This is a genomic window from Burkholderia anthina, from assembly GCF_902498995.1.
GTDB lineage: Bacteria > Pseudomonadota > Gammaproteobacteria > Burkholderiales > Burkholderiaceae > Burkholderia > Burkholderia anthina.
On sequence record NZ_CABVLY010000018.1, the window covers coordinates 124,602 to 145,075 of the forward strand.

General features: G+C 68.5%; 19 protein-coding genes. 5 read left to right on the forward strand and 14 right to left on the reverse strand.

Translation table 11 applies throughout. The features are described 5' to 3' along the window. Positions 1 to 23: 23 nt before the first annotated feature. The 5 genes from BME24068_RS22355 to BME24068_RS22375 form a co-directional block, all read right to left on the reverse strand. The gene (locus tag BME24068_RS22355) at positions 24 to 1,205 is read right to left on the reverse strand and encodes a pyridoxal phosphate-dependent aminotransferase (RefSeq protein ID WP_174927397.1); all 1,182 of its coding nucleotides are present in this window, start codon (positions 1,203 to 1,205) and stop codon (positions 24 to 26) included. Positions 1,206 to 1,257: 52 nt separating this feature from the next. Next, the gene (locus BME24068_RS22360; RefSeq protein WP_174927398.1) at positions 1,258 to 1,953 is read right to left on the reverse strand and encodes an ABC transporter permease; all 696 of its coding nucleotides are present in this window, start codon (positions 1,951 to 1,953) and stop codon (positions 1,258 to 1,260) included. 49 nt (positions 1,954 to 2,002) lie between these two features. Continuing rightward, positions 2,003 to 2,719, reverse strand: coding sequence for an ABC transporter permease (locus BME24068_RS22365; RefSeq protein ID WP_124826263.1), 717 nt, complete (start codon positions 2,717 to 2,719; stop codon positions 2,003 to 2,005). A gap of 51 nt (positions 2,720 to 2,770) precedes the next feature. Further along, complete coding sequence (locus tag BME24068_RS22370; protein ID WP_174927399.1) at positions 2,771 to 3,568, reverse strand: transporter substrate-binding domain-containing protein; 798 nt, start codon at positions 3,566 to 3,568, stop codon at positions 2,771 to 2,773. Between the two features lie 104 nt (positions 3,569 to 3,672). Then, positions 3,673 to 4,479 (reverse strand): ABC transporter ATP-binding protein, encoded by an 807-nt coding sequence (locus BME24068_RS22375; protein WP_096499225.1) that lies wholly within the window; start codon positions 4,477 to 4,479, stop codon positions 3,673 to 3,675. Positions 4,480 to 4,706: 227 nt separating this feature from the next. On the opposite strand from BME24068_RS22375, the gene BME24068_RS22380 reads away from it, so the two are divergent. After that, complete coding sequence (locus tag BME24068_RS22380; protein WP_243772153.1) at positions 4,707 to 5,363, forward strand: TetR family transcriptional regulator C-terminal domain-containing protein; 657 nt, start codon at positions 4,707 to 4,709, stop codon at positions 5,361 to 5,363. A 72-nt stretch (positions 5,364 to 5,435) separates the two neighbouring features. On the opposite strand, the gene BME24068_RS22385 is transcribed toward BME24068_RS22380, so the two are convergent. The 7 genes from BME24068_RS22385 to BME24068_RS22415 all read right to left on the reverse strand — a co-directional run bounded on the left by BME24068_RS22385 (position 5,436) and on the right by BME24068_RS22415 (position 12,690). Further along, positions 5,436 to 7,043, reverse strand: coding sequence for a 5-guanidino-2-oxopentanoate decarboxylase (locus tag BME24068_RS22385; protein WP_174927400.1), 1,608 nt, complete (start codon positions 7,041 to 7,043; stop codon positions 5,436 to 5,438). A 55-nt stretch (positions 7,044 to 7,098) separates the two neighbouring features. Next, entirely contained in the window at positions 7,099 to 7,737 is a 639-nt protein-coding gene (locus BME24068_RS22390) for a MarC family protein (protein ID WP_096499229.1), read from the reverse strand. A gap of 76 nt (positions 7,738 to 7,813) precedes the next feature. After that, positions 7,814 to 8,542 (reverse strand): NAD(P)H-dependent oxidoreductase, encoded by a 729-nt coding sequence (locus tag BME24068_RS22395; protein WP_096499231.1) that lies wholly within the window; start codon positions 8,540 to 8,542, stop codon positions 7,814 to 7,816. A gap of 40 nt (positions 8,543 to 8,582) precedes the next feature. Then, positions 8,583 to 9,365 carry an ABC transporter permease gene (locus tag BME24068_RS22400; RefSeq protein WP_239007946.1) on the reverse strand — a complete coding sequence of 261 codons (783 nt, stop codon included), beginning with the start codon at positions 9,363 to 9,365 and terminating at the stop codon, positions 8,583 to 8,585. A 32-nt stretch (positions 9,366 to 9,397) separates the two neighbouring features. Then, positions 9,398 to 10,273: an ABC transporter permease gene (locus BME24068_RS22405; protein ID WP_096499235.1), complete on the reverse strand. Its 876-nt coding sequence runs from the start codon at positions 10,271 to 10,273 to the stop codon at positions 9,398 to 9,400. A gap of 25 nt (positions 10,274 to 10,298) precedes the next feature. Next, on the reverse strand, positions 10,299 to 11,408 hold the full coding sequence (locus BME24068_RS22410; protein WP_174927401.1) for an ABC transporter substrate-binding protein: 1,110 nt from the start codon (positions 11,406 to 11,408) through the stop codon (positions 10,299 to 10,301). Positions 11,409 to 11,523: 115 nt separating this feature from the next. Further along, the gene (locus tag BME24068_RS22415) at positions 11,524 to 12,690 is read right to left on the reverse strand and encodes an ABC transporter ATP-binding protein (RefSeq protein WP_174927402.1); all 1,167 of its coding nucleotides are present in this window, start codon (positions 12,688 to 12,690) and stop codon (positions 11,524 to 11,526) included. Between the two features lie 146 nt (positions 12,691 to 12,836). Between BME24068_RS22415 and BME24068_RS22420 the strand changes: the two genes are divergently transcribed. The 3 genes from BME24068_RS22420 to BME24068_RS22430 are packed head-to-tail and all read left to right on the forward strand — an operon-like array spanning position 12,837 to position 16,966. Continuing rightward, positions 12,837 to 13,625, forward strand: a complete 789-nt coding sequence (locus BME24068_RS22420) for an enoyl-CoA hydratase/isomerase family protein (RefSeq protein ID WP_174927403.1) — start codon at positions 12,837 to 12,839, stop codon at positions 13,623 to 13,625. Positions 13,626 to 13,628: 3 nt separating this feature from the next. Then, complete coding sequence (locus BME24068_RS22425) at positions 13,629 to 14,786, forward strand: acyl-CoA dehydrogenase family protein (protein WP_174927404.1); 1,158 nt, start codon at positions 13,629 to 13,631, stop codon at positions 14,784 to 14,786. Positions 14,787 to 14,836: 50 nt separating this feature from the next. Beyond that, on the forward strand, positions 14,837 to 16,966 hold the full coding sequence (locus BME24068_RS22430; RefSeq protein ID WP_174927405.1) for an acetate--CoA ligase family protein: 2,130 nt from the start codon (positions 14,837 to 14,839) through the stop codon (positions 16,964 to 16,966). An 81-nt stretch (positions 16,967 to 17,047) separates the two neighbouring features. Here BME24068_RS22430 and BME24068_RS22435 read toward each other — a convergent pair whose 3' ends face one another. Beyond that, on the reverse strand, positions 17,048 to 18,439 hold the full coding sequence (locus tag BME24068_RS22435; protein WP_174927406.1) for an FAD-binding oxidoreductase: 1,392 nt from the start codon (positions 18,437 to 18,439) through the stop codon (positions 17,048 to 17,050). Positions 18,440 to 18,482: 43 nt separating this feature from the next. Beyond that, positions 18,483 to 19,613 carry a porin gene (locus BME24068_RS22440; protein ID WP_096499353.1) on the reverse strand — a complete coding sequence of 377 codons (1,131 nt, stop codon included), beginning with the start codon at positions 19,611 to 19,613 and terminating at the stop codon, positions 18,483 to 18,485. Between the two features lie 262 nt (positions 19,614 to 19,875). On the opposite strand from BME24068_RS22440, the gene BME24068_RS22445 reads away from it, so the two are divergent. Beyond that, positions 19,876 to 20,454, forward strand: a complete 579-nt coding sequence (locus BME24068_RS22445) for a thioesterase family protein (RefSeq protein ID WP_096499249.1) — start codon at positions 19,876 to 19,878, stop codon at positions 20,452 to 20,454. Positions 20,455 to 20,474: the final 20 nt, after the last annotated feature.

Genomic DNA, 20,474 nt, shown 5'->3' on the forward strand with positions numbered 1-20,474 from the left:
CTCCATTCGAAGCCCGCCGGGCATCACGACGCCGCGCGCAGGCTCGCGACGAATGCCGCGATGCGCTCGCACGCGTCGGCCAGCCTCGCATCGTCGACGACGAAGCCGAAGCGCACGAAGCCGGCTGCAGTATCGCCGAATGCGCTCGCATCGAGCAACGCGACCTGCTTCGCGCGGAACAGCCCCCACGTGAACGCGTGGGCATCCAGCCCCGTGCCGCGCACGTCGACCATCATGAACATCCCCGCCTCCGGCAGCAAGCAGCGCAGCCCCGGCACGTCGCGCAGGCGCGCGTAGGCCAGGTCGCGGCGGCGGCGGTACAGCTCGCGCATGTCGGCGACGATCGCCGCCTTGTTGTCGAGCGCGGCGACGGCCGCCTGCTGGATGAAGCCCGGCAGCCCGTACAGCATGCACAACGCGAGCCGCTCCGCGTGCTCGATCAGCTCGGTCGGGCCGATCGCCCAGCCGACCCGCCAGCCCGGCATCGCATGCGACTTCGACAGGCTGCCGATCGTCACCGTGCGCTCCGCCATCCCGGGCAGCGACGCGATGCTGACCATGTCGCGCTCGAACGTCAGTTCCGCATAGACCTCGTCGGACACGACCCACAGATCGCGCTCGCAGGCGAGCCGTGCGATCCGTTCGAGATCGGCGCGCGGCATCACGACGCCGGTCGGGTTGCACGGCGTCGCCAGGAAGATCGCCTTCGTGCGCGGCGTCACGGCCGCTTCGAGCGCGTCGAAGTCGAGATGAAAGCCGCGCGACGCGTCGACGGGCACCGGCACGAGCGTCGCGCCCGATGCGCGCACGCTCGCTTCGTACGTGAGGTACATCGGCTCGGGCACGATCACCTCGTCGCCCGCTTCGCACAGGCACATCGCCATCGCGAACAGCGCGTTCTGCGCGCCGGCCGTCACGATCACGTGCTCGGCGCCGACCGGCTGCCCGGACGCCTTCGCATGCTCGCGCGCGATCGCCGCGCGCAGCTCGGCGCGCCCGCGCACTTCGCTGTAGTGCGTATCGCCGCCGCGCAGCGCGGCAACCGCGCGCTCGACGATCACGTCGGGCGTCGAGAAATCCGGATCGCCGACGCTCAGGATGATCGCCGGCTCCCCTGCCGCGACGGCGCGCTGCGCCGCGTAATGAATGTCCCATGCGGTCGTGCGCTTGCCCTGCAGGCGATCGACCAGCTTCGAATAGTTCATGCGTTCTCCCTCGCGCGGCGCCCGGGCGGCGGCCGCGCCGTCAGTGGTTCGTTCAACGGGGCATGCGCACCGGCACACGCCGCTCGAGCCGGCCGAATGCGCGTTCGATCACGAACGCCAGCACGACGTAGATCACCGCGATCGCCAGCAGCGGCTCGTAGGTCCGCAGCGTCTGCGCGCGAATGTAGTTCGCGGCGCCGAGCACGTCCATCACCGCGACGGTCGATGCGAGCGCGGTCGATTTCAGCAGCATCACCGTTTCGCCGGCCAACGTCGGCAGCAGGATCTGGATCGCACGCGGCAGCCACACGCGCCGCGCGATCATCGACGGGCGCATCCCCATCGCGCGCGCGGCCTCGATCTCGCCCTTCGGCACACCGCGCAGGCCCGCGCGCAGCACTTCGCCGACATAGGCGCCGACGCTGATCACCAGCGCGAACGCGACATACCAGAAGCCGTCGCGCAGGAACGGCCACAGCACGCTGTCGCGCAATGCGGGCCAGCCGGCGAACAGCGAGCCGACGCCGTAGTAGATCAGGTAGATCTGCACGAGCAGCGGCGTGCCGCGGATCACCTCGGTGAACGCCTTGCTGACGCGCGCGATGACCGGATTGGCCGACAGCCGCGCGAACGCGACGGCGATCGCGAGCGCGAAGCCGAACACGGCCGAGATGACGAGCAGCTTGACGGTGGTCAGCACGCCGAGCAGCAGCAGCGACCCGTAGGAGGACAGTACGCTCAGATCCATGACGTTGATCCGGTTCGGTCGAAAAATCCGTGGAAAGGCGCGACGCGGTTCACGACGCCGGCATCCAGCGGCCGAAGCGCCGCTCGATCTCGCGGAACAGCATGCCGGACAGCGACGTGATCGCGAAGTACACGGCCGCGACCATCAGGTAGTAATGCATGTACTCGCGCGTCGAACCGGCCGCCTGCTTCGCGGTGTAGAGCAGCTCGCTGTAGCCGACCACGCTGATCAGCGCGCTGTCCTTCACGAGGATCAGCCACAGGTTCGTGAAGCCGGCCAGCGCATACGGCGCCATCGCCGGCAGCGTCACGCGCCGGAACACGAGCGCGGGCGACGCGCCGAAGGCACGCGCGGCCTCGATCTGCCCGTAGGGAATCGCGAGGATCGCGCCGCGGATGATCTCGGCCGCGTATGCGCCCTGCACGATGCCGAGCACGATCACCGCCGCGGCAAAGCCGTTGACCGCCACCGGCCCGACGCCGATCGCCGTCATCAACAGGTTGATCGCGTCGGTGCCCGCGTAATAGAGCAGCAGGATCAGCAGCAGTTCGGGCACCGCGCGGCACAGCGTCGTGTAACCCTGCGCGAGCCGTTGCAGCACGCCCACGCCGGACAGTTTCGCGGCCGCGCCCAGCAACCCGAGCACGATCCCGACGACGAACGCGCCGAGCGAAATCTCGAGCGTGACGCCCGCGCCCTGCAGCAGCGCGACGCCCCAGCCGTCCGGGTCCATGCCCAGGTAGCTCACCCATCCCCAACCGTCCATGCCGCCTCCTCCCGTTCCGTGCGTGGCGCGCGTCTGCGTATATCCGTGCGATCAGTGCGGCCAGAGGTCGATCGGGAAGTACTTCTTCGCGATCTGCGCGTACTTGCCCGATGCGTGCAGCTGTTCGAGCGCCTGGTCCATCTGCTGCTTGAGCGGCGCATCCGCCTTGCGCATGCCCGCGCCGACGCCGTAGCCGAAAATCGCCGGGTCCATCTTCACGCTGCCGGGGCCCTTCAGCTCGAACGCGGAACCGTCCTTCGACTTCAGGAAATCGAGGATGCCGAGCTGGTCGAGGTACATCGTGTCGATGCGGCCCGCGACGAGGTCCGCGTTGCAGTCGTCCTGCGTGTTGTACAGGCGCACCGTCGCGTTCTTGCCGTAGGCCATCTTGATGAATTCGGCGTTCGCGGTGGAGCCCTGCACGCCGATCACCTTGCCCTTGAGGCCGTCCGGCGTCAGCGTGAGCTTCTGGTTCTTCGCGCCGACGAACGTGCCCGGCGTCTCGTAGTACGGCCGCGAGAACGCGATCACCTTCTGGCGCTCCGGCGTGATCGACATCGAGTTGAAGATCACGTCGATCTTGTCGCTGAGCAGCGCCGGGATGATGCCGTCCCACGCGACTTCCTTGATCTCGCACTTCGCCTTCATCTGCTCGCACAGCGCGCGGATCAGGTCGGCCTCGAAGCCGCTCCACTGCCCGGTCGGGCTCTTCATCAGGAACGGCGGATACGGCTCGGCGGCGACGCCGAAGCGCAGCACGCCCGACGACGCGTGCGCGGAACCGAACGGCGCGAGCGCCGCGAGAACGAGACTCAACAGGCACAGCAGACTGCGTGCAACACGTTTCATGGTCGGACTCCTTGCGGGAAAGATAGGGATCGGTGCGACCGGCACCGGTGCAGCCGGTATCGGCCAGGCCGCCCGCGCAGGCACGCGCGGGCCGTGCCCGCGGTTCAGTGGCGTTGCCGGTGTGCGTTGACGAACTGCCGGCAGCGTTCGCTCTGCGGCGTATCGAAGATTTCACGCGGCGTGCCGCTCTCCTCGACACGCCCTTCGTGCAGGAACAGCACCTTGTTCGACACGTCGCGCGCGAACGCCATCTCGTGCGTGACGAGAATCATCGTGCGGCCTTCGCACGCGAGATCGCGGATCACCTTCAGCACTTCGCCGACGCGCTCCGGATCGAGCGCGGAAGTCGGCTCGTCGAACAGCATGACTCTCGGCCGCATCGCCAGCGCGCGCGCGATCGCGACACGCTGCTGCTGGCCGCCGGACAGGAATGCGGGATAGACGTTGCGCTTGTCGGCGAGGCCGACGCGCTCGAGCAGTTGCTCGGCGCGCGCGATCGCTTCGGCGCGCGGCTCGCGCAGCACGTGCACCGGCATCTCGATCACGTTTTCGAGCACCGTGCGGTGCGCCCACAGGTTGAAGCTCTGGAACACCATGCCGAGGCGCGTGCGGATGCGCTCGACCTGGCGCGGATCGGTCGCCACCGTGCGACCCTTGCGGTCGACTTTCAGCCCGATTTCCTCGCCGTCGACGACGATGCGTCCGCGGGTCGGCGTCTCCAGCAGGTTGATGCAGCGGAGCAGCGTGCTCTTGCCCGAGCCGCTCGCGCCGATCAGCGAGATCACTTCGCCCTCGTGCGCGCTCAGCGACACACCCTTCAACACCTCCAGCTCGCCGAACCGCTTGTGCAGGTCCGTCACCTGCACGCGTTCCTCGATGGCTGTCTTCACGCTCTCCACCCGCGCCAACATGCTGTCTCCTGTGTCGAATTCTCACGCCCGTCCCGCGCGGGACCGCGACGTCTTGTTGAATGGCCGACCAACCTCATGCGGAGTCGAGTATAGGCTCTGTTGAACAGTGGTTCAACAGATTTCAATAATCCGGAAGCAAGGGTTTTCGCGGGTTCCGTCGCGGTAATTGAACAAGCGTCCGACACTCCCCTATAATCGGTGCCATGACGATTCCGTAAGGTCACTCCGTGAAAAAGACTCCTGGCAGCGCACCGGTTCAGACCCGCAGCCGCGGCATTCGCGAAACGCCCGCCGTGCGGCAGCAATCGATCATCGACGCGACGATGCGCTGCATCGCGCGCTACAGCTATTCGGAAACCACGATCGACCGCATCTGCGCGGAAGCGAAAGTGTCGCGCGGGCTGATCAACCATCACTTCCAGTCGAAAGACGAGCTGATGGCGCAGACCTACAAGCGGCTCGCCGCCGACCTGCTCGACGTGTCGCGCGCGGCCGCCGCGAATGCGACGGGCCCCGAGGACAAGCTCGACGCGATCATCAAGGTGTGTTTCGCCACGCCGGTGTTCGCGCCGAAGAACGTGAAGGTCTGGCTCGGCTTCTGGAGCGTCGCGCACAGCGATCCGGTGATCCGCAAGGCGCACAAGGAGCTGTACGCCGGCTACCGGCAGGCGTTGAAGAAACTGTTCGACCAGATCGCCGAAGTGCGCGGCGGCACCGTCGACAGCGATCTCGCCGCGCTGACGCTGACGGCCGTGATCGACGGGTTCTGGCTCGAACTCGCACGCGACCCGACGTCGTTTACCGCGCAAGACGCGCTGACGAGCTGCCTGCGCGTCGTCGACTCGTTCCTGCCGCCGCCGAAGACGGCCCGCAAGCGCGCGTAACGCGGCGCATCATCGCCGCCGGAAGCCCGGCGGCACACGCGACGGCCTCGCATTGCGAGGCCGTTCGCGTTTTCAGCGTGCGCGAATCTCGATCAGATACGGCGCGTCATGCGCCGCCGCTTCGCTGAGCGCCCCGGCCAGCGACGCGCCCTCTTCGACCCGCTGCGCACCCCAGCCATACGCCCGCGCGATCGCGACGAAATCCGGCGTGTGCAGATCCACGCCGACCGGCTCGACGCCGCCGTCGACCATGGCCTGCTTGATCTCCCCGTAACCGCCGTTGTTCAGCAGTACGACGATCACGCGCGCGCGATGCTGTACCGCGGTGCCGAGTTCGGCGAGCGTGTACTGGAACCCGCCGTCGCCCGTGACGCAGACGACCGGCCGCGACGCATCGCCGAGGCTCGCGCCAACGGCGGCCGGCAACCCGTAGCCGAGCGAGCCGAAGCCGACCGACGCGTTGAACCAGCTGCGCGGGCGCGGCGCCGCGAAACCGACGTTGCCCGCATAGACGATGCGCGTCGAGTCGCCGACGATCGCCGCATCGGGCAACGCGTCGCGCACGCTGTCGAGCAGCGCGAGATCGCGCCGCATCTCGTCGTTCAACTCCTGCCGCGCCGCCGCACGGCACATCGCCGCGCGTTCGAGGCCGTCGCCGTCCGCATGGGCATGGGCATGCGCGTCGCCCGGCCACACGCGCCGCAGCGCGCGCAGGGTTTCGCCGACGTCGCCGAGCAGCGGCAGCGCCGGCACCGCATTGCGGCACAGCTGCTGCGGGTCGATGTCGATCCGCACGAGCGGCGCGGGCATCGAGAAGCTGCGCGTCGCATACAGGTCGTAATCGGTCGGTCCGAGCTCCGTGCCGAGCGCGACGATCAGGTCGCTGTCGCGCATCAGCGCGCGCACCGCGTTGCTCGACGCCGACCATGCGATGCCGAGCGGATGCGCGGGCGGCAGCACGCCGCGTCCGTTGATCGTCATCACGACCGGCGCATCGAGCGCTTCCGCGAGCCAGCGCACGTCGTCGGCCGCATCGAGCGCGCCGCCGCCCGCGAGGATCAGCGGCGCGCGCGCGGCCGCCACCTTCGCACGCAGCGCGTCGATGCCGCCGGCCGACGCCGGGCCCGGTGCGATGCGCGGCGGCGCGGCCGGCACCGGCGGTAACGCACCGGCCGGCGCCGCGAGCACGTCGAGCGGAATCTGGATGTGCACCGGGCGCGGCCGGCCGCCCGAGAACACCGCGAACGCGCGCGCGATCGCCTGCGGCAGCGCGTCGGCGCGCGGCACCGTGTAACTGAACGCGGCGATGTTCTCCGCGAACGCGTGCTGGTCCGGCAATTCGTGCAGATGGCCGTTGCCGGAGCCGATATCGCCGGATGCGTTGACGCTGGAAATCACCAGCATCGGAATCGAATCCGCATAGGCCTGCGCCATCGACGTCGCGATGTTCGTCATCCCGGGGCCGGTGATCACGAAACACACGCCGGGCTTGCCGGTCGCGCGCGCATAGCCGTCCGCCATGAAGCCGAGGCCCTGCTCGTGGCGCGCGCTCACATGGCGCAACGCGCTGCCGGCCAGCCCGCGGTACAGCTCGATCGTATGCACGCCGGGAATGCCGAACACCGTGTCGACGCCGTATGCGGCGAGCAGGTCGACGAGATACATGCCTACTGTTTTCATTTCGCTTCCATCGTTGAGGACAGGTTTCTGAATCACGCGCCGGCCGGCGAAGCCGTCAATGCGCGAGCCCCGGCAGCAATTCGCGCACGCCCTGCGCGAGCATCTGGAACGCGATCGCGGTCAGCACGATGCCCGACAGCCGCTCGACCAGCGTCCTGCCGATCTCGCCGAGCCGGCGGCACCACGACGCCGAGCACGCATACGTGAGCCCGATCACGCCGGCATGCAGCACGCACACCGCGCTCAGCGCCAGCAGATCGCCCGGCGTATGAAAGCGCGTCGCCGTCGTGATCACGAGCGACATCACCGCGCTGCCGATCGACAGCGGGAAAATCAACGGCACCGCGATGTAGTTGCGCCACTGCGCATATTCGAGCCGCGTGTCGCCGCCGCTGCGTTCGTCGTTCGCCGTGCCGCGCATCATCGGGATCGACCACAGGCACAGCACGAGGCCGCCGGTCAGCGTCAACGCACCGAGCGTGAGGCCGAGCATGCGCAACAGGAACTGGCCGCCCCACACCGCGCCGACCATCAGCACCGCGATCCACGCAAACAGCCTGAGCGCGATCTGCCGCTGTGTCACGTCGGGAAAATGCCCGGTGACGGCCGCGTACATCGGGATCGCGACCGGCGGACAGAACAGCGTCAGCAGGCCGGTCAGGAACAGCAGCACGTCGCTCGACGTCAGGGTCATCGTTCGAACTCGCATGCGGTCGGGTGGTTGAAAAACGCGGCGCCATCGCGGCCAGTCTCGCGGCCAGATCTCTCGCTCAGCCCTGCGCGGCTTCCTGCGCCGCGCGTTCGCGCGGCCGCATGTCGCCGTCGAAATCGTCGAGCGTCGGAAACGCCATCGGTTCGAGCCGGTCGAGCTGCGCGAGGTACGCGTCGTACCGGTCGAGCACGGCCGCACGTTCCGCGTCGCCGATATACGGCACGTGATAGCCGACGAACGACGGCAGCACGTCGAAGCCCGCGTAGCCGAGCGTGCCGCGCAGCACGTGGCGCAGCATCAGGTCCATCTCGCCGTGCACGCCGTCCGCGCCGAACATGTAGTCGCGACCGCCGCAGGTATAGGCGAGCAGCGCGCGCTTGCCGCGCATTCCGCCGCGATCGTAGAAACGCACGCCGCCGTATACCTTGCCCGACACGAGCACGCGGTCGATCCAGCCTTTCATGATCGCCGGCACCGAGCACCAGAACAGCGGGAAGCTCAGGATCAGCAGGTCGCATGCGGCGAGCTTGTCGAGTTCCGCGGCGATGTCGGGCGCGATCGCGTGCGCGGCGACGTTCTCGCGCTGCTCCAGCGCATAGACGAGATAGTCGGGGTTCTTGCGCACGCCGAAATCGGCCGCGCTCGCGACCGGATTCCACTGCATCGCGTACAGGTCGGACACCGTCACGGTATGCCCCTGCGCTTCGAGCGTGCTCACCGCGCGGTGCAGCATCGACGTCGTGAACGACTGCGGTTCGGGATGGGCGTGAACGATCAGGACTTTCATGGTGCGATTTTTCTCCGCAACGTAACGTTGAAGGGGGAATTCAGACGGACCCGGCCGCGCGCTTGCGCAGCAGCGACAGGCCGATCGCCACGCAGGTCGCGACGAGCAGCAGCGTGGACACCGACGCGATCGCCGGATCGACGTTCTCGCGCATCCCGTCCCACATGCGGCGCGGCAGCGTGTACACGTGACGGCTCGAGATGAACAGCGTGACCACGAGCTCGTCCCACGACAGGATGAACGCGAACACCGCGGCCGACAGCACGCCCGGCTTGATCGACGGCAGGATCACGTAACGCAGCGTCTGCGCGACGTTCGCGCCGAGGCTGCGCGACGCCTGCTCGATCCGCAGCCCGACGGTCGCGAGCGATGCGGAAACAGCCACCACCACGTACGGCACCGACAGCACGACATGCGACAGGATCGCGGCCGGGAAACTGTCGAGCATGCCCAGCTCGCCCCACAACCGGTAGAACGCGAGCGCCGACACGATCGGCGGCACGATCAGCGGGAACAGGATCACGCCGCGCACGAACTCGCCGCGCCGCGACGCGACCTTCCACAGCCCGATCGCGCACAGCGTGCCGAGCGTGACGGAAATCGCCGACGACACCAGCGCAATCAGCCCGCTCTGCAGGAAGCTCGACAGCCAGCCGTCGTCGTCGAGCAGCGCGCCGTAGTGCCGCAGCGACAGCGTGCCGTCCGGCATCGACAGGTAATCGTTCGGCGTCAGCGACACCGGCACCGACACGAGCAGCGGCAACATCAGGAACAGGATCGCGGCCCATGCAATGCCGGCCACCAGCGCGCGTCCTGCGGTCATTCGGGTTTTCATCGGTTCGTTCTCCGGTCGGGTCAGCGCGCGCCGAACAGCTCGCGCAGGTCGACGAAACGCGCGAGCAGCGCGAGCGCGGCCAGGATCGACGCCAGCAGCAGCGACGCGAGCGCCGCCCCGCTGCCCCAGTTCACCAGTTGCAGGATCTGCGTGCTGATGTATTCGGCGATCATCACCGTGCGGCCGCCGCCGAGGATCACCGGCGTCACGTAGAAGCCGAGCGAGAAGATGAACACGAGGATCGCCGCGCCGACGATACCCGGCCGCGTCTGCGGGAAATACACCTTGCGGAACGTGACGAGCGCGCCCGCGCCGAGCCCCTGCGACGCGCGCGCGAGCTGCGGGTCGATGCCCTTCATGTTCGCGTACAGCGGCAGCACCGCATACGGGATCATGAAGTGGATCATCCCGATCACGACGCCGATCTCGTTGCGCATCAGCGGCAGCGGCGAATCGATCAACCCGATGCGCATCAGCAACGTGTTGACGAGCCCCTGCTCGCCGAGCAGGAACAGCCACGAGAACGCGCGCACCAGCACCGACGCCCAGAACGGCACGAGCAGCCCGAACATCAGCGCCATCCGCTGGCGCGGGCCGACATGCGCCATCGCATACGCAATCGCGTAGCCGAGCGCGACCGAGCAGACGGTCGTGACCGCGCACACGCGCAGCGTCGTCCACAGCACGCGATGCACGCCGTGGTTGTCGAGCAGCCGCGCGTAGTTCTGCAGGCCGGGCTCCGGCACGGTGAAGCCGAGCCACAGCACGCGCACGAGCGGATACACGTACAGCACGATCAGCACCGCGAGCAGCGGTACGACGAGCAGCCAGTAGCGATCGGCCTTCGCACGGCCGAGCGGGACGGCGCCCGCGACGGGAGTAGACAGGGTATTCATGGCATGACGCTCACGAGGCGGCGGCTCAGGACGACATCAGGTCGGTGTACTGCGCGAGCGTCGCTTCGTAGTGCTGCGCCCACCACTCGGGATTCACCTTGCACTGCTTCGCCCAGTTCTCCGGCGTGCCGGGATTGTCGGCGCGCAGCGCCTGCGGCACCGCGGCGGTCGCGGCCGGCGTCACCGGCCCGTTGCCGAGCAGCGACAGCAGGCGCACCTGCGGCTCGATGCCCTGCACGAACTTGATGAACTGCCAGACGGCATCACCTGACGGATTGTTCTTCGGCACGCCCCACACGTCGCACGACGCGAGCCCCTGCTCCCACGTATAGCGGAACCGGCCGTTGCTCTCGCGCTGCAGCACGTTCGCACGCGTGTGCCAGATGCACGCCATGCTGACTTCGCCGTTGCGCAGCAGTTGCAGGCTGTCCGCGCCCGAATCCCACAGCAGCACGTTCGAGCGCAGATCCTTCAGCTTCTTCAGCGCGCGCGGCACGTCGATCGGATAGACCTTGTCCTTGTCGACGCCGTCGGCCATCAGCGCGGCTTCGAGCGCGCCGCCCATCCACTTCCACAGCCCGCGCTTGCCCGGAAACTTGCCAATGTTCCAGAAATCGGCCCAGTTCTTCGGCGGATTCGCGCCGAACTTGCGCGCGTCGTACGCGAGCACGTAGCTCAGCAGATACGACGGCGCGCCGAAATCCGACGCAAGCCCCGGCAGCGCGTTGCGGCCGACCACCGAATAGTCGATCGGCCGCAGGAAGCCCTGCTTGCCGAGCTTGATCGCCGCGAAGCCGTCGAGATCCATCACGTCCCAGATCACGTTCTTGTTCTCGACCATCGCCTTGATCTTGCCGTCCTCCGGCGACGAGTCGTAGCCCATCCGGATCCCGCTCGCCTTCGTGAACGGATCCATGTACGCGGAGCGGAACGCCGAACGCGCTTCGCCGCCCCATGCGCTGAGCACGATTTCCTTCGGGTTCGACGCGCGCGCGTCCTTCGCGCCGAGCGACAGCAGCGTCGGCGCGACGCCGGCGGCCGCGCACAGCCGCAGGAAATCGCGGCGGCGCTGCGACGTCGCGGGTCGAAGGTCGCGTGCTTGGTCGAGCAGGTCCTGCAGATAGCGGTTCGTCATGGTGTCTCCTCCAGGCTGGACAGCGCCCGCACGCGTCTCGTCGTTTCCGGGCGCCTGTGAATCGGCCGCCGACGGCGGCGGGTGCCGCGTCGCGCGGGATGCAAGCTTCGCCGCGTCAGTCGGCCGCGATCCGGCAGGTCGCGTCGCGCTCCCACTGCACGAACACGTCCATGCCGGTGCGCGGCGACGCGAGCCCGCGCCAGGCGGGCACGTCCGCCGTCATGCGGCCGAGCGCCGACGTCTCGATCTCGAAGCGGTACGACGAACCGAAATAACTCCAGTGACGGATGCGCCCCGCCACTTCGTTGTGCGCGCCGCCACATGAGGTCGCCGACACGGCGACCTTCTCCGGGCGCAGCGCGAACAGCAGCGTGTCGTCGGCGCGCGCGCCGCATGCGGGCGCAACGAAACGCGCATCGCCGACGCGGTAATGCGTCGCCGTCGCATCGCCGCCGAGCGCAATGCCCTCGATGAAGTTGCTCTTGCCGAGGAAGTCCGCGACGAAGCGGTTGGCCGGCTGCTCGTACAGCCCGTCCGGCGTGCCGATCTGTTCGAGCCGGCCGTCGCGCATGATCGCGATCCGGTCCGACATCGACAGCGCCTCTTCCTGGTCGTGCGTGACGAACAGGAAGGTCGCGCCGAGCCGTTCGTGCAACGCCTTCAGTTCGACCTGCACCTCGCCGCGCAGCTTGCGGTCGAGCGCGCCGAGCGGTTCGTCGAGCAGCACGAGATCGGGATCGAACACGAGTGCGCGCGCGATCGCGACGCGCTGCTGCTGACCGCCCGACAACTGGCGCGGCAGGCGATCCGCGAGATGGCCGAGCCGCACCAGATCGAGCGCGGCCTTCACGCGCTTCACCGCGTCGGGCCCCTTCTGCTTGCGCACCATCAGCGGATACGCGACGTTCTGTTCGACCGTCATGTGCGGAAACAGCGCGTAGCCCTGGAACACCATCCCGAAGTTGCGCTTCTCCGGCGGCAACGCGACGATGCTGCGGCCGCCGACGCGCAGGTCGCCGGTGCTCGGATGCTCGAACCCGGCGACGATCGTCAGCAGCGTCGTCTTGCCGGAACCCGACGGCCCGAGGATCGTCAGGAACTCGCCGCGCGGAATGTCGATCGTCGTTTCGCGCAGCGCATGCACGCTGCCGTAGCGCTTCGACACGCGGTCGATCTGCAGCCCCGCCCCGCCCGCACTGCGCGCCGCCGCTTCCGTGCGCGCCGCTTCCGCGGCGGGTTGCCCCGCCTTCACTCCTGCCGACGTCTCCATCACCACGCTCATCGTGTGTCTCCTGGCCGACTCACATTTGGGTTGAACGTTCATTTAACAGAACTTATACTATGCCGAAATGCGGTCCGCAAGTAGCGGCGACCCTTGCCGGCTCTGACACAACCCCGACACACGACAACCAGGAGACAGTGATCAGCATGAGCATCGAGGACATCCGAATCGAACGGCACGACGGCGTCGTGACCCTTCGCCTGAACCGTCCGGCGAAACGCAATTCGCTCGCGCGGCCGCATCTCGACTTTCTGCGCGAGACGCTCGACGCGCTCGCGAACGATCCGGCCGTGCGCTGCCTCGTGCTGACCGGCACCGGCAGCGCGTTCTGCGCGGGCGCGGACGTCGACGAATGGGCCGAGGCCGAGCGCAACGGCGAACTCGACACGTACGGCTGGAGCGAGCACGCGCACCGCTTCGTGCAGGTGCTGGCCGCGTTTCCGCGCCCCACCGTCGCGGCGCTGAACGGCTCGACGGTCGGCGCGGGCACCGACATCGGCTTCGCGTGCGATTTCCGCATCGCGAGCACGGCCGCGTCGCTGCGCTGCGGGTATACGGGCATGGGCTACAGCCCCGACATGGGCGGAAGCTGGTTCCTGCCGCGCATCGCGCGCCCCGACGTCGCCCGCCGCTTCATCTTTCTCAATGAACGCTGGAACGCACAGGACGCGCTCGCGGCCGGGCTCGTGTCCGAAGTCGTCGATGCCGATGCGTTCGCGGCGCACGTCGCCGCATTCGCCGCGCGTCTCGCGCAAGGCCCGAGCGTCGCGTTCGGCCATACCAAGGCGCTGCTCGCGCAGTCGCTCACCCATACCCTTGCCGAGCAATTGCGCGGCGAGCTGGCAGCCTGCGTCGCGTGCGGTCACAGCGAGGACGGTCAGGAAGCGCTTCGTGCGTCGGTCGAAGGTCGCGCACCTCATTTTGTCGGGAGATGATTGATGGATTTTTCGCTGACCCAAGAGCAGGACATGCTGGTGACGTCGCTGCGTCAGTTCGTCGAGAAGGAACTGCAGCCTCATGAATTCGCGGTCGATCGTGCGGACGACGTGCCGCCCGAGCTCGCCGACTCGATCCGCCGCAAGTCGCTCGAACTCGGCTTCTACGCGTTCAACATGCCGGAAAGCGCCGGCGGCCCGGGCCTCGACTACGTGACGCAGGCGCTCGTCGAACGCGAACTCGGCCGCACGAGCTGGGCGCTGCACGTGTTCGTCGCGCGGCCGAGCAAGATCCTGATGGCGTGCAAGGGCGACCAGATCGAGCGCTACCTGAAACCGGCCGTGCGCGGCGAGCGCGTCGACTGCTTCGCGCTGACCGAGCCGGGCGCCGGCTCGGATGCGATGGGCATCCGCACGCGCGCGGTGCGCGACGGCGACGATTACGTGATCAACGGCAGCAAGCATTTCATCAGCCACGCGGATACGGCCGACTTCGTGATCCTGTTCGCCGTCACCGGCGAGGAGGAGGTGCGCGGCCAGAAGCGCAAGCGCGTGACCTGCTTCCTGATCGACAAGGACACGCCGGGGATGACCGTGCGGCGCGGCCCGCACTGCACGAGCCTGCGCGGCTATCACCAGTCGGAGATCTTCCTGAGCGACTGCCGCGTGAGCGCCGCGCAGATCCTCGGCGAAGAGCATCGCGGCTTCGAGCTCGCGAACGACTGGCTCACGGCCGGCCGCGTGATGGTCGCCGCGAACAACATCGGCCGCGCGCAGCGTGCGTTCGAGATGGCCGCCGAATGGGCCGCGACGCGCCATCAGTTCGGCAAGCGCATCGGCGACTTCCAGGGCACGTCGTTCAAGCTCGCGGACATGCAGACCGAGATTCGCGCGGCGGAACTCGTCACGCTCTACACCGCGCAGAAGCTCGACCAGGGCACGATGACCGACGGCGATGCCGCACTCGCGAAACTGCTGGCGACCGAGACGCTCGGCCGCGTGACCGATCACGCGGTGCAGATCTACGGCGGCATGGGGCTGATGGACGAACTGCCGATCGAGCGCTTCTGGCGCGATGCGCGCATCGAGCGCATCTGGGAAGGCACGTCCGAGATCCAGCGCCATATCCTGTCCAAGGAAATCCTCCGCCGCTACAGCTGACGCGAACCGTCGCGCCGGCGCGTCCGGCGCGACTTCCGAAAGGAATGCTCATGACCTCCTCTCCCGCAGTCAGGGATCGCCGCGCGGCCGCCGCGGCCAATCTGCGCCGGCTGCTCGAACCGGCCAGCATCGCGTTCGTCGGCGGACGCGGCATCGCGGGCGCCGTGCAGCGCTGTCGCGACTACGGCTATGCCGGCGACATCTGGCTCGTCAATCCGAATCACGCGGAGATCGACGGCGTGCGCTGCCATGCAAGCGTCGCCGACCTGCCCGCCGCGCCCGATGCCGTGTTCGTCGCGGTGCCGGCGCGCCAGGCGATCGACGTCGTGCGCGCGCTCGCCGAACGCGGCGCGGGCGGCGCGATCGTGTACGCGTCGGGTTTCTCCGAAACGGGCGCCGACGGCGCCGCGCTGCAACAAACGCTCGTCGACGCGGCCGGCGACATGGCCGTGCTCGGCCCGAACTGCTACGGGCTGATCAACGGGCTGAACGGCAGCGCGCTGTGGCCGGTCGCACACGGTGCGCCGCGCGTCGAATCGGGCGTCGCGGTGATCACGCAGAGCGGCAACCTCGCGTACAACCTGTCGATGAGCGCGCGCTCGGTGCCATTCGCGTACCTGGCGAGCGTCGGCAACCAGGCGTCGGTCGACATCGCGCGCCTCGTCGATGCGTTCGTCGACGATCCGCGCATCCGCGCGATCGGCGTGCATCTCGAAGGACTGAAGGACGTGCGCGCGTTCAGCGAGGCCGCCGCCCGCGCGCTCGCGCGCGGCGTGCCGATCGTCGCGCTCAAGAGCGGCACGTCGACGCTCGGCGCGCAGCTCGCGATGAGCCACACGAGTTCGCTCGCGGGCTCCGACGCGCTGTACGACGCGCTGTTCCGGCGGCTCGGCGTGATCCGCGTGAAGGATCCGGTTGGCCTCGTCGAGACGCTGAAGCTGCTCGCGATCGCCGGCGTGCCCGAGCGCCGCACGCTCGCCGCGCTGGCGACGTCCGGCGGCGACGCGGGGCTCGTCGCGGATCTCGGCGAAGCGCGCGGCATCGCGTTTCCGCCGGTCGGCGACGCAGGCCGCGATGCGCTCGGCACCGTGCTGCCCGCATACGCGACGATCGCGAATCCGCTCGACTTCACGACGACGCCGTGGGGCGCCCCCGACAAGATGCGCGCATGCTGCGACGCGCTGCTCGCGGATCGTCCGGGCGCGGCCGCGATGATCCTCGACTATCCGCAGGCAGCGACCGGCGAACGGCCGCTGTGCGACATCGCGGCGAACGCGTTCGCGGCGTCCGCGCGCCAGCACGGCGTGGTCGGCGCGGTGATCTCGGTGTTCCCCGACCTCACGCCGCCCGATCACGCGGCACGCATGGCCGCGGCCGGCATCGCGCCGCTGCAGGGGCTCGCCGACGGGATCGACGCGATCGGCGCGGCGATGACCTACGGCGACACGCGCCGCCGCGTGCTCGACGCCGATGCGCTGAACGCACTGCCGGTGCTGCGGGCGGGCGACGGCGGAGACGGCACCGCGACGCTGCACGACGAATGGGCAAGCAAGCGGATGCTCGTCGCGCACGGGCTCGACGTGCCGGCGGCCGAATGCGTCGCGCCCGCCGATGCGCCGGCCGCCGCGCAGCGGCTCGGCTTTCCGGTCTGCGTGAAAGTGGCCAGCGATCGCCTGCCGCACAAAACCGAGGCCGGCGCGGTCGCGCTGAAGCTCGGTTCGCCGGAAGCTGTGGCCGCGGCCGTCGAACGGATGACGGAACAGGTCGCGCGATACGCGCCCGACGTGCGCGTCGAGCGCATCCTCGTCGAGAAGATGGCGGACGCGCCGTTGCTCGAACTGATCGTCGGCGTGAAGCGCGAGCCGAATTTCGGTCTCGCGCTCGTGCTCGGCACCGGCGGCGTGCTGGTCGAACTGATCCGCGACACCGCGACGCTGCTGCTGCCGGTGCGCGAAAGCGACGTGCGCGACGCGCTGCTCGGGTTGAAGCTCGGCCCGCTGCTGACCGGCTATCGCGGGCGGCCGAAGGCCGATCTCGATGCGGCGGTCGCGAACGTGATGGCGATCGCGCGCTTCGCGCAGGCGCACGCCGACACGCTCGTCGAGCTCGACGTCAATCCGCTGCTGGTGATGGAACGCGGCGCGGTGGCCGTCGATGCGCTGGTGCGGCTCGACGCATGACGCCGGCCTGAAACGCGGCGGCCCGCTCGCGCGATATGCGAGCGGGCCGCTGTCTATTGGCAATACGGAACGCGATGCCGCTCAGATCACCTTGCCGGGGTTGAGCAGCCCGAGCGGATCGAACGCGTGCTTCAGGCGTCGCATCGCGGCGATCTCGGCGTCGCTGCGCGAGCAGCCGAGCCAGTCGCGCTTGTAGCGGCCGATTCCATGCTCGGCCGATACCGAGCCGCCCGCATCGCGCACGAGCGGATACAGCACCGCGTCGACGTCGTGCGCGCGCTCGCCTGCCGCATACGGCGCCGACACGCACACGTGCAGATTGCTGTCGCCGAGATGGCCGAAGAAGAAGACGTGGGCGCCGGGCCAGCGCGCCTTCAGCGCGCGATCGCACGCTTCGATGAAGGCGGCCGTCTCGCGCGGCGGAATGCCGACGTCGAAATTGACGAGGCCGGGCAGATCGTCGATCGCGAGCCCCTCGCGCACCGTCCAGAACGCCTGCGCATCGGCTGCATTCTGCGCGAGCGCCGCGTCGTCGATCAGCCCGCGTTCGAGCCAGTCGGCCAGCACGGCTTCGAATCGCCCGGCCGTCTGCGCGGCATCGCCGCTCGCGCATTCGATCAGCACCTTGACGCCGTCGTCCGCCGGCAGCGGCGCGCGCATGCCGGGCGTGTGCTCGCACACGTAGCCGTAGAATGCCGGCCACATCGCCTCGAAGCTGAGCAGGTCGGAACATGCGGTGCGCGCGGCGCGCAGCAGCGCGAGCGCCGCGGCCGTATCGCGCACCGCGCACAACGCCGTCGACGGCGCGGCGAGCCGCGGATGCAGCCGCAACACGACCCGCGTGACGACGCCGAGCGTGCCTTCGCTGCCGACGAAGATCTGCCGCAGATCGTAGCCCGCGTTGTTCTTCAGCATCTTGTTCAGCGAACTCAGCACGGTGCCGTCGGCCAGCACGACCTCGAGGCCCAGCACCTGCTCGCGCGTCGTGCCGTAGCGGATCACGCGATTGCCGCCCGCATTGGTCGCGACGTTGCCGCCGATCTGGCACGATCCGCGCGCGCCGAGATCGATGCCGAGCGCGAACCCCGCGTCGTCCACCGCCTGCTGCAGCGCCTCCAGCGGCGTGCCGGCCCACGCGGTGACGGTGGCCGCGTCCGCGTCGATCTCGACCACGCCCTGCATCCGTTCGAGCGACAGCACGACGTCGCGCGCGCCCGGCTCCGCGCCGGCCGCGAGCCCCGTCATCCCGCCCTGCGGCACGACCGCCTGCCGGTGCGCGGTGCAGATCGCGAGCGCGCGGCTCACGTCGTCGACGCTGCGCGGGCGCAACAATGCGCGCGGCCGTACGCCGGCCGCCTCGCCGTAGTTGGTGAAATGGCGCGCGCCGATCGCGTCGCCTGTGCTCACGCAATCGGCACCGAGCGCGTCGCGCAGCGCGGCGACGACGTCGCCGTTCGAGGAAGAATCGGACATGATCGACGGGGCCGGCCGTACCCGGCCCGGGAGCGTGGAAGGATCAGAAATTATGCCGCATGCCGATGCGCGCGGCGGCCTGCGTGCGGCTCGTCGACGGCGTGAAGCTGTAGCCGATCACCGCGTCCACGCCGTTCGACGCCCGCATCCAGTCGACCGCCGCATACACGTCGGTGCGCTTGGACAGCGCGTAGTGCGTGCCGAGCGCGACTTCGTGCCAGTGATGGCCTTCGAACGTCGTGTACTGGTAGCCCGCGACGAGCGACAGCGGCGCGGTCGCCTGATACACGCCGCCCGCCTCGTACACGCGCATCGTCGACGATTGCCCGTAGCCCTTGAACGTCGTGTTGCTGAAGTCCGCGTTCAGCGTCAGCTTGCCGAGCGTGTACGACGCGCCGATCCCGAAGATCGATTGCGAGTCGATCGAGAACGGCGTCGAATCGTGCAGGTCGGTCACGGCGCCCGTCGCCGGATCGATGCGCGCGACCGTCTGCCCGAGCATCGTCGTCACGCCCATCTGCGCATACGGATCGAGCGCCGCGAGCCCGCGCGGCGAATTGAGCCGCGTGTAGTTGCCGCCCGCCGAGAAATCGCCGTGCGTATAGGTCGCGCCGACGCTCCACGCGCTGCCGTCGTGGAAGCTGCCCGCGTCGTTGCTGAACGAATACATGCCGCCGACCACGAGCCCGTGGAAGCTGTTGCTGACGAACTTCACCGCGTTCTGCAGCCGGTCGCCGCTCTGCCGGTCGAAGTCGCCGAGGTGCACGCCGTAGCCGCTGCCGAACGCGCTGACGTTGTATGCGGCCGTGAAGTCGAATGCGAAGTCGTACTGATTGCCGAACGTCAGCGTGCCCCAGTCGTTGCCGAGCCCGACGTACGCCTGCCGCCCGAACATCGCGCCGCCCTGGTTCAGCTTGCCGGTGCCGAGCCGGAACCCGTTCTCGAGCTTGAACACCGCCTTGTTGCCGCCGCCGAGATCCTCCGTGCCCATCAGCCCGACGCGGTTACCGTAAGATATGCCGTCGTCGAACAGGTACGCGTGCGCGCCGCCTGCATTGTTCACGTAGGTGATGCCGCCGTCGATGATCCCGTACAGCGACACGCTGCTCTGGGCGTGTGCGTAGCCATGAACCATCACCGACATCATGCCGGCCAGCAGGAAGCGCTTCTTCATTTTCGGTGTCTCCGGTTTCCGCGCGACGCGGATCGATTTTTCGTTGTGATCGAACGCCGCCCGCCTGCTTCGCTTCGGCATCGCGGCGCTGGCGAGTATAGGTTTCGTTGAATGAATGTTCAATCGATTGATGAATGAATCAGTACCGGTGTTTACACGCATCGGCGATTTCTTTATTGAAAAAACGTTCAACCCGTCATAACATCGACCGGCAGCCCCGCGGACGACGTGCGGGCCCGTTCCGAACCCCGGAGTGCACTCGATGACGACCACCCTCAGCCCCGCCGCCGAGCCGCGCCTGCGCTCGGCCTACGAAGGACAGAAGTCACGCCCGTACGACCCGGCCGCGCCGATCGCGACGCCGCTCGAACTGCATCGCTGCACCGTGCAGCCCGAGTGGGTCGACTACAACGGCCACATGAGCGAGTCGTGCTACCTGCTCGTGTTCGGCGACAGCAGCGACGCGTTCTTCCGCTACTTCGGCATCGACGACGACTATCGCGAAGCCGGCTGCTCGATCTATTCGGCGGAAACGCATCTCCGCCACCTGCGCGAAGCGATGCTCGGCGAGCCGCTGCGGCTCACGTTGCGGCTGCTCGACATGGACGACCGGCGGCTGCACGTGTTCCATTCGATGCATCACGCGACCACCGGCGCGCAGCTCGCGACCGCCGAGCAACTGCTCACGCACGTCGACATGCGCGCGAAACGCTCGGCGCCCTTCCCCGATGCGATCCGCCGGCACCTCGACGCGATTCACGCCGAACATGCGCGCGCGCCGCACGAGCCGCACGCAAGCCGCGCGATCGCGATCCGCCACCCGGCCGCCGCTTCACGCTGATCACCCCGAACCCGGACGGA

Coding starts and splice junctions, on each gene's coding strand:
- BME24068_RS22355 (WP_174927397.1), bottom strand. CDS start 1,205: ATGAACTATTCGAAGCTGGTCGATCGCCTGCAGGGCAAGCGCACGACC.
- BME24068_RS22360 (WP_174927398.1), bottom strand. CDS start 1,953: ATGGATCTGAGCGTACTGTCCTCCTACGGGTCGCTGCTGCTGCTCGGC.
- BME24068_RS22365 (WP_124826263.1), bottom strand. CDS start 2,719: ATGGACGGTTGGGGATGGGTGAGCTACCTGGGCATGGACCCGGACGGC.
- BME24068_RS22370 (WP_174927399.1), bottom strand. CDS start 3,568: ATGAAACGTGTTGCACGCAGTCTGCTGTGCCTGTTGAGTCTCGTTCTC.
- BME24068_RS22375 (WP_096499225.1), bottom strand. CDS start 4,479: ATGTTGGCGCGGGTGGAGAGCGTGAAGACAGCCATCGAGGAACGCGTG.
- BME24068_RS22385 (WP_174927400.1), bottom strand. CDS start 7,043: ATGAAAACAGTAGGCATGTATCTCGTCGACCTGCTCGCCGCATACGGC.
- BME24068_RS22390 (WP_096499229.1), bottom strand. CDS start 7,737: ATGACCCTGACGTCGAGCGACGTGCTGCTGTTCCTGACCGGCCTGCTG.
- BME24068_RS22395 (WP_096499231.1), bottom strand. CDS start 8,542: ATGAAAGTCCTGATCGTTCACGCCCATCCCGAACCGCAGTCGTTCACG.
- BME24068_RS22400 (WP_239007946.1), bottom strand. CDS start 9,365: ATGACCGCAGGACGCGCGCTGGTGGCCGGCATTGCATGGGCCGCGATC.
- BME24068_RS22405 (WP_096499235.1), bottom strand. CDS start 10,273: ATGAATACCCTGTCTACTCCCGTCGCGGGCGCCGTCCCGCTCGGCCGT.
- BME24068_RS22410 (WP_174927401.1), bottom strand. CDS start 11,408: ATGACGAACCGCTATCTGCAGGACCTGCTCGACCAAGCACGCGACCTT.
- BME24068_RS22415 (WP_174927402.1), bottom strand. CDS start 12,690: ATGAGCGTGGTGATGGAGACGTCGGCAGGAGTGAAGGCGGGGCAACCC.
- BME24068_RS22420 (WP_174927403.1), top strand. CDS start 12,837: ATGAGCATCGAGGACATCCGAATCGAACGGCACGACGGCGTCGTGACC.
- BME24068_RS22425 (WP_174927404.1), top strand. CDS start 13,629: ATGGATTTTTCGCTGACCCAAGAGCAGGACATGCTGGTGACGTCGCTG.
- BME24068_RS22430 (WP_174927405.1), top strand. CDS start 14,837: ATGACCTCCTCTCCCGCAGTCAGGGATCGCCGCGCGGCCGCCGCGGCC.
- BME24068_RS22435 (WP_174927406.1), bottom strand. CDS start 18,439: ATGTCCGATTCTTCCTCGAACGGCGACGTCGTCGCCGCGCTGCGCGAC.
- BME24068_RS22440 (WP_096499353.1), bottom strand. CDS start 19,613: ATGAAGAAGCGCTTCCTGCTGGCCGGCATGATGTCGGTGATGGTTCAT.
- BME24068_RS22445 (WP_096499249.1), top strand. CDS start 19,876: ATGACGACCACCCTCAGCCCCGCCGCCGAGCCGCGCCTGCGCTCGGCC.